This is a genomic window from Desulfomarina sp. (assembly GCF_054039375.1).
Genome location: NZ_JBPLBA010000145.1, coordinates 1 through 8,315, shown reverse-complemented (window position 1 = coordinate 8,315; position 8,315 = coordinate 1). Strand labels below are relative to the sequence as shown.

Here is an 8,315-nt window from a genome sequence, read left to right as displayed (position 1 = left end):
TTTTCAACTGATTGAGATAGTCTGTATCCACTTTTCCTTTCCATGTGCTGACACTGTAAAAGCGTTTCGGGATGGAAAAATTCTCCGGATTGAATCCTGTTGCCGCCCGAACCCGCCAGCGCAGACCGCGGATATATTCCGCTGTCTCCCCTATTTTCCCGGCAAGCGTGGAAAACCCGACGCTCTCCAGACATTCGGCCAATAATTCCTCCCGGTAGACCGACCGGGCAAAAAGACAGGCAACCATGGAGGTGAGAAAAACCCTTGCCGGCTCATCTCCAATGAGGAAATCGACTCCTTTTTCAACATCTTTTCCGCTTACCTTCTGATCATACCCATAGGCACCAGTATCGAGATGTGAATGGCGGAACCCTAGAGTCTGAGCTGCAAAAAAGAGTTCTCCTGTTGCGTAACCCGCCATTTCCTGACCCAGCACACAGGCGAATTCGCCTCCGCCATAGACAGTGGCTGCTTTCAATGTTCCCTGTCCCAGCTGTTGGTAAAATTCATTGGCTCCCCGGCCAAGATAACGGGCAGCCTTACGAAAACCCTCCCCATCGCCGAAACAAAGATCAACCAGGGTTTCTTTTCTGGAAAGCAGTCCCCTTTCTGTTGCTTCAGCTGCCCAGGCAAGAGCAACCCCGCCGGACATGGCATCCAGGCAGCTTTTTTCCATTTCATCCAGAATACGTAAAATATCAAACGGCTTCACAACTCCCAGCATGGTTCCCAGGGCAAAGATGGGTTCATAGTCATAGGCAACCTGATGAAAATGATAGCGGTTGTCCCGAACCATTTTTTCCCGGATAAAACCGATATGAATACAGCCGACCGGACAGCCGGAGCAGGCACCGTTTCTCAGCAGGGTTTTATCGGCAAACACCTTGCCGGTAATCGCGCTGATGGCGGGATCACAGGTTTTCTGGAGATTTCTCCAGGGCAGAGAAGAAATGTCATTGAGCTTTTCCAGATTGGCCGGAGTACCGAGATTATGATATTTCCGCATCATATCCGTGGCTGTAACCCTGCCATACACATCCTTGTAAAGACGCAGATAGGCCTTGTCAGATGGTGTTGCAAAATCACTGTCACCATGGATTATAACCGCCTTGATATTTTTCGCACCGAGGGCGGCCCCGCCCCCCATTCTGCCAAAATGCCGGAAAGTATCGACATTGACGCAGGCCATGGCCAGACCGGCTTCTCCCGACGGCCCGATCCGCAGGATCGAGCGATGGCCGCTGCCCTTTTTATACATCCGTCGAATCAGCCTGCCACTGCTCTCGCTGTCCATTCCTGCCATGAATTCCACATCTGTCAGCTCCAGGTGACTGGCACCGATGCTGAGGCAGCTCAGCCTGTCCGCCTTACCCACTATCACCAGCGCATCCAGATCCGAGAACCTCAACGCAAGCGCCAGACGTCCCCCCGCATGGCTTTCGGTATATTCGCCATGGTAGGCGGATTTGAAGGCAAAAACCGTCTTGCTCATCAAGGGGAAACAGCCTGTCAGAGGACCTATTGCGAAAATCAGCGGCTGGGCGGGATCATCCCAGTCCAGTTCAGGATACCCATATTTCTCATAGAGCATGGCCGCAAGGCCGGAGCCGCCCGCGACCTCATTACGGCCATCAAGAAGTATAATCTTACCTTTGCCCCTGGAACCATCCACGAACAGTATCCGAAATTCTTCCCGCATCATGATTCCACCTCCGTCCCCGGTGCAGTATCCCGCATTTCAAGACAGTTCTGGGGACAGTAATCCACGCAGGCCCCGCAGTGAATACAGACGTATACATTTCCTTCCATATCCCGGTATACGGCGTCAACCGGACAGGCTTCGACACAATTACCACACCGAATACAAAGCGTTCTTTTAAAAATCACCCCACCTCCCCGTCGCCCGCTGAACGCACCGGAAGGACACACTTCTGCGCAGGGAGCAGGCTCACAGGCCAGACAGCGTTCGGCCACGAATCCCGAAGTCAGACCACCGGTGGAATGGATACGGATTCCACTGCAGTTCCATGATATCTTCTTATAAACCGCACGGGCACAGGCCAGGCTGCATGACTGGCAGCCGATACACTGGTCCATTCTCGGAGATGTCAGCTGTTTCATGGTAAAATTGTCAATTCGTCCCCGTTTCCTGTAAAAAAATCAGGAGAGAATAATAATAATATGCTAAATTGCTTTTTCATTAAATAGTGCTTGCCAGACAAATCCGGTATTTTAATGCAACACCTTCATTTATCCATGGAGTACATATGTTTGACATATTTTTCACTTCTCTCTTCTGGCTCAACCTTTTTTCCGTTACCCTGATCCAGATTGCCCTGGGAGCCGACAACCTGATCATCATTACCATCTTAGCGAATAAACTGCCAGTCAGCCAGCGAAAAAAAGCGATAAACCTCGGATTGATACTGGCCATGTTTTTCCGTATCATTCTGCTTTCCATGGTCAGCTGGATCCTGAAATACGCAACAGATGTCTTCTTCCACCTGGACCTGAAACTGCCTCTTGGTTCAACAATAGAAGGTGCTCTCAGCTGGAAGGCCGTTATTCTCTTTATCGGAGGCCTTTTTCTCATCTGGAAAGGTGTCAAGGAACTGCGTCATAAATCCAAAGGTATTGAGCAGGAAGTAAAATCAGCCGCCAATTTCTACCAGGTGCTGGCCATCATCGTCGGTATGAATGTTCTTTTTTCCGTTGATTCCATTCTCACCGTGGTCGGCATGACCGATATCTTCCTCGTCATGGTCGGGTCCGTGGTTATCTCTGTAGGCATTATGCTGTTTTTTGCCGGTACTATCTCCGACTATATGACGGAAAACCCGGATTTTGAAATTCTCGGTCTCTTTGTTCTTCTTCTCATCGGTTTTGTCCTTATTCTGGAGGGCGGTCACGTGGCCCATCTGACCGTCAACGGCAGCGCCTTTCCCTATATCCCGCAGTGGATCGTCATTTTTATTCTGATGCTGATGTTTACAGTCGATCTCTACCAGAACTGGGTTGAACGCAAGAGGGAACAGAACCCGATCCATCTGCGCAGAAGGAAAAATGTGAGCTGAGGAACAGAAACAGAATTATACCAGTCCGGCCATCATTTTTGGAATCCTGGCAACACTCGGACCATCATCGGTGGAGAAGATGGACACGATCCGGCCATTGTACATGACCCCGATACGATCGGCCAGAGCAAGAGCCTCCGAAAGATCTCCGGAGACTAGGAGAATCCCCGCCTGTTCACGGGCTTTGAGCAGCAGGTTCCAGACATCTTCCGCGGCGGCGATATCGAGCCCCTGGGTGGGCTGTTCAGCCACAATCAGTCGCGGTTTTCTGTAAAATTCCCGGGCCAGTACCATTTTCTGGAGATTGCCGCCGGAAAGCTGCCATGCCAGGGCAGCTGTATCGGGAGGACGAATATCGAAGGTCTCGATAAGGTATTCAAGCTTTTCCCTGGCGGGCTCACGATCAAGCCATATTCCCCGTGTGAAGCCGCCACTGGTTGTCAGCAGGAAATTATCAAGCAGATCCAACCCCTGGCAGGTGGCGAGTCCCTGTCTGTCTTCGGGAATATAGGAAAGGGTTCTCTCCCACTTCGATCTGCTGAAAAACTTCCGCCACTCCTCCCCGAGAATCGAGACTGTTCCACGCGGAGGTCGGGTAAGGCCGCAAATCGTTTCCACAAGGGGCTTCTGACCATTGCCTGCCACTCCGACCAGGGCCAGGATCTCCCCTTTTCGCACCTCAAAATGTATCCCGTCCAACTTTCCTGCGGACAGATTCGAAACCTTCAGAACAATCTGCCGGGGTTCCATGGGCTCCCGGTTGACCTGCAGAAGCACTTCCCGGCCAACCATACGCTCGGCCAGTTCAGCCGTTGAACTCACGTCACCGGCCACCACGGTATCGACAATTTCTCCGCGGCGCAGAATAGCGACAGTATCGGCTACGGCCATGACCTCTTCCAGTTTATGACTTATAAAAACAATGCCTTTGCCCGTTTCAACCATGATCTTCATGGTAGCGAAAAGATTTTCCGCCTCGTCAGGAGTAAGAACCGCCGTTGGTTCGTCAAAGATCAAAACCCGGCTTTTCCTGTGCAGCAGTTTCAATATTTCAACCTGCTGACGCTCTCCCATTGACAGTTCATGAATCATTGCTTGCGGGTCAACCCGCATCTGGTACTGATCGGCAAGTTTCCGGACCGCGCGGTGCATCTCCCTTTTCTTCAGAAGAAAACCGCCCTTGTGTCCAAGAAATACATTCTCGGCTACCGACATATTTTCAACAAGCTTGAAATGCTGGTACACCATGCCGATTCCAGCAGTCAGTGCTTTCTCGGTAGTGGTGAACCGCACTTTTTTTCCCTCAAGAAAAATCTGTCCGCCGTCGGGCTGAAGCTGGCCTGCAAGAATCGACATAAGTGTGGATTTACCGGCCCCGTTTTCCCCGAGAAGCGCAAGAACTCTGCCGGCCTTAATCTCCAGCGTCACATTATGGTTGGCACGGACCCGGCCAAATGATCTGGAAATATTTTCAAGCCGAATAAGAGGTGGCACCATTGTTCAGCCCTTCTCCATTCCGGCCAGGGGCGTGACAAATTGAGATTCAGTGTCCCATGGAAAAAGAATCCAGGTGTCCTGACTTACTTCGGTAATAAAAGTATCCACCTGGGGACGACCGGCCGGCTTGGCATAGACGGTGGCAAAATGGGCTTTTGGAACCAGCTCTTTTACAACCTTCGCTGTCCGGCCCGTATCCACAAGATCATCAACAAGCAGCCAACCTTCCCCGTCTCCGTCAAAACCTTTGAGAACATCGGCCTCCCCTTTCTTGTCTTTCCAGTCATAACTGGAAACACAGATGGTATCCACCAGGTGGATATCGAGTTCTCTTGCAATAATCGCCGCCGGAACAAGCCCACCCCGGGTGATGGCAATAATACCCTTGAAGTAATCCATGCCCAGCAGCCTCCAGGCCAGGGCCTTTGAATCACGATGCAGCTGATCCCAGGAGATGGGATAGGTTTTTTTATAGGTTGAATTTGTGGACATTTTTTCCTCGTTAAAAATTCCTAGTATTGCTTAGAGCCTGAATCAATCAGCAGGCTCCACATTGACTCCAAGTGCTCCCGGTTCCTCATTTATCTTTTTTCGCCATGAGGAGAGAACCAGGACAAAAACCGTCAGACCATAGGGCAGCATAAGCAGAATAGATGAAGGCAGCTGGGTACCGGAAGCCTGAAGTCGAAGCTGCAGGGCCATGATGCCGCCGAACAGGTATGCTCCGAGAACCGCGCGACCCGGTCGCCAGAAAGCAAAAATCACCAGAGCCACAGCGATCCAGCCACGCCCCCCTGTAAGATTGGTGGTCCACATGTGGGTATAGGCGAGAGAAAGATAGGCCCCTCCCAACCCCATGAAAAACCCGCCGAAACAGATGCCGAACCAGCGATAGCCGATAACATTCAGGCCGGCCGCGGTGGCCGCCGCCGGATATTCCCCTGCCGCCCGCAGTCCCAGGCCGAAGCGGGTACCGGAAAAAAAGAACCAGAGTGCGGGAGGAACCAGGTAACTGAGATAGACAAGGATATCATGGTTGAAAAAAATCGGCCCCAGGACTGGAACAGCAGAAAACAGCGGCAGTTTAAAGGGCGCGAAACCCGGCGCGGAAAGCCCCACATAGGAAGTGCCTATATAATTGGCGAGACCGGTACCAAGAATGGTGAGAGCCAGTCCGGAAACAACCTGATTCCCCTGAAACCAGAGGCAGACAACACCATGAAAAGCTGTGAGAAACATTCCTGCACATCCCGCGGCCGCAAGGCCGAGCATGGGGCTTCCGGTAGACCTGGAGACAATAAATCCCGCAAGTGCCCCGACGATCATTGCTCCCTCAACCCCCAGGTTGAGGACCCCGGATTTCTCCGTGAGAATTTCGCCCAGGGTGGCATACAGAATCGGTGTTCCCGACTGGACCGCGGCGGCAAGAAGAGGAATGATGATAGCGATTTCCATCAGTTCCTCCGATAAACTATGCGATAATGGGTGAACAGACCACCGGCAAGAACAGTGAGCAGAATAAGTCCTTCGATAATTCCGCCAAAAGACGCCGGTACCTGGAGATCAAGCTGCAGGCTTTCCCCCCCTACCCGGAGTCCCGCGAGAAGAAAAGAGGCGATACCGATACTGAGCGGATTCAGGCGGGCCAGCCAGGCCACAACGATTGCCGTATAACCGTACCCCACCATAATACTCGGCTGGAGCCTGTTCACCGTGGCCGACGCTTCGACAAACCCGGCCCAGCCTGCCAGAGCTCCACTGATAAACATCACCAGAAAAACAAGGCGGTCATAGGGCATGCGGGCATATTGGGCCGCCCTGACATTATCCCCGCAGGCCTTCAGCTCAAACCCGGTCCTCGTATATTTGAAAAATCCCCAGACAAGCACGCCGAGAACAAAACAATGACCAAGTCCCCAGTTTATGGAAGTGGAACCGATCTTTCCCACAATCGCTGCTTCAGAAAATGAGGGCGTCATGGGAAAGCCGAAACTGGTGGGGTCTTTCCATACACCATATACAAGATATTCCAGGAGAAGAATGGCGATATAGTTCATCATCAGGCTGACAATGATCTCGTTTGTCTTCAGACGCTGACGCAGAAAAGCGGGAATAAACCCCCAGATCCCGCCTGCCGCTATGGCTGCCCCTGTCATGGCCGGAAGCAGTACAAAGCGGGGCCAGCCGGGAAAACTGAGGGCGACCCAGGTCGCACCAATGGCCCCCAGGGCAAACTGGCCCTCCGCCCCGATATTCCAGATCTGGAGACGAAAGGCAACGGCAACCCCAAGGCTGCAGAGAAAGAGCGGAATGGCCTTGAGCAGGCTGTCTTCAAGAGCCCAGCGGGAACCGAAAGCTCCGGTAAACAGGGTCAGGATCCCTTCAAAAGGCGGTGTCCCCCGCAAAAACAGCAAAAGGCCACTGAACAGAAGAGAAAGGGTTATCGCAGCCAGTAAAACAAGACAGGAGCCGCCTGTACCGAGGGGCTCCTGTCTTTTTACAATACGAAAATATTGCATGCTTCAGATTACTGGGTTGTTCCCACTACACCTTTCACAAACCAGGTCATCCCGAGGAGTTCACCATCCGTCGCGGCAACACCATCAGCAATTTTCACATTTCCCTGCTGATCTTTCACCGGACCGACAAATACTTTCTGGCCCGCTGCAATTTCGCCCTTCTTCTTATTAACTTTCTCCTGAATATCTTTCGGAACCATCGGGCCGAAAGGCGCAAGACCGACAATGCCCTCTTTCAGGCCGGGCCAGTCAGAGCCTGCCTTCCAGGTTCCCTTTCGTACCTCGTCAACCACCTTGGTGTAGTATGGGCCCCAGTTCCAGACCGGGGCTGTGAGATGTGATTTGGGAGCAAAAGCTGACATATCAGAGTTATAACCGATTGAATAAACCCCCTTTTCCTGGGCGGCTTCCTGGGGGCCGGGTGAATCCTGATGCTGGGCAATGACATCAGCGCCCACGTCAAGAAGGGATTTGGCAGCCTCTTTTTCCGTTGCCGGATCATACCAGGTCTTGGTCCAGACAACCCTTACGGTCACGTCGGGATTGACGGACTGGGCACCAAGAGTGAAGGCGTTGATCCCGCGGATAACCTCAGGAATAGGAAAGGCAGCCACATAACCGAGAACATTGGATCTGGTCATGGCTCCGGCAACCATCCCCGACAGGTAACGTGCCTGGTACATACGGCCAAAATAATTTCCCATGTTTTTTGCAGTCTTGAACCCGGAACAATGCAGGAATGCAATTTTCGGAAACTTTTTGGCAACCTTCAGCATGGGATCCATAAAACCGAAACTGGTGGCAAAAATCACATCATATCCCTTGCGGGCCATATTGAGAATGACCCGTTCCGAATCGGGGCCTTCCTTGACTGACTCCACATAGGAAGTCGTCACACCGTCCATGGCCTCAACGGCCTTTCTTCCCTGGTCATGGGCATAGGAATAACCAGCATCTCCGATGGGCGAGACATAGACAAACCCGACCTTCATATCCTTTGCTGAAACCGTGGCAGCACCAAGCCCGAAAGCCATCATTGCCACCATCAGCACCTTTAACAATCGCATGTTCTTCTCCCTTCCAATTCAATATTTGGCAGTAATTGCTCACAGGTACCCCAGCTTTTCACGGTCTCTTTTGTCCGCATAGGTAGGCTATAGCAAACAAAAGAGCCTGCAAAAATCTGCGGCACCTGTGAGCAATTACAGTTCAGAGGTAATAAAAT

The 8,315-nt window shown here is 52.0% G+C and carries 8 protein-coding genes; 1 reads left to right on the top strand and 7 read right to left on the bottom strand.

Translation table 11 applies throughout. The features are described from left to right. Positions 1-1,702 (bottom strand): aldehyde ferredoxin oxidoreductase N-terminal domain-containing protein (locus ACXLDX_RS08835; RefSeq protein ID WP_457576809.1); only part of this gene is annotated, 1,702 nt, incomplete at its 3' end. Then, complete coding sequence (locus tag ACXLDX_RS08830) at positions 1,699-2,121, bottom strand: 4Fe-4S binding protein (protein WP_457576808.1); 423 nt, start codon at positions 2,119-2,121, stop codon at positions 1,699-1,701. The genes ACXLDX_RS08830 and ACXLDX_RS08835, both read right to left, overlap by 4 nt. A 146-nt stretch (positions 2,122-2,267) precedes the next feature. Here ACXLDX_RS08830 and ACXLDX_RS08825 point away from each other — a divergent pair, with 146 nt between their 5' ends. Next, complete coding sequence (locus ACXLDX_RS08825) at positions 2,268-3,074, top strand: TerC family protein (RefSeq protein WP_457576807.1); 807 nt, start codon at positions 2,268-2,270, stop codon at positions 3,072-3,074. A 15-nt stretch (positions 3,075-3,089) separates the two neighbouring features. On the opposite strand, the gene ACXLDX_RS08820 is transcribed toward ACXLDX_RS08825, so the two are convergent. From ACXLDX_RS08820 to ACXLDX_RS08800, 5 genes are read right to left on the bottom strand one after another with little or no spacing between them, the layout of a single operon-like run. Then, positions 3,090-4,571, bottom strand: coding sequence for an ABC transporter ATP-binding protein (locus tag ACXLDX_RS08820; RefSeq protein WP_457576806.1), 1,482 nt, complete (start codon positions 4,569-4,571; stop codon positions 3,090-3,092). Between the two features lie 3 nt (positions 4,572-4,574). Then, the gene (gene gpt, locus ACXLDX_RS08815) at positions 4,575-5,063 is read right to left on the bottom strand and encodes a xanthine phosphoribosyltransferase (protein WP_457576805.1); all 489 of its coding nucleotides are present in this window, start codon (positions 5,061-5,063) and stop codon (positions 4,575-4,577) included. Positions 5,064-5,105: 42 nt separating this feature from the next. Next, positions 5,106-6,026, bottom strand: coding sequence for an ABC transporter permease (locus tag ACXLDX_RS08810; RefSeq protein WP_457576804.1), 921 nt, complete (start codon positions 6,024-6,026; stop codon positions 5,106-5,108). Beyond that, positions 6,026-7,090, bottom strand: coding sequence for an ABC transporter permease (locus tag ACXLDX_RS08805; RefSeq protein ID WP_457576803.1), 1,065 nt, complete (start codon positions 7,088-7,090; stop codon positions 6,026-6,028). Before ACXLDX_RS08805 ends, ACXLDX_RS08810 begins: the two co-directional genes overlap by 1 nt. Before the next feature lie 8 nt (positions 7,091-7,098). After that, positions 7,099-8,157 (bottom strand): BMP family ABC transporter substrate-binding protein, encoded by a 1,059-nt coding sequence (locus tag ACXLDX_RS08800; RefSeq protein ID WP_457576802.1) that lies wholly within the window; start codon positions 8,155-8,157, stop codon positions 7,099-7,101. Between the last annotated feature and the right edge of the window lie 158 nt (positions 8,158-8,315).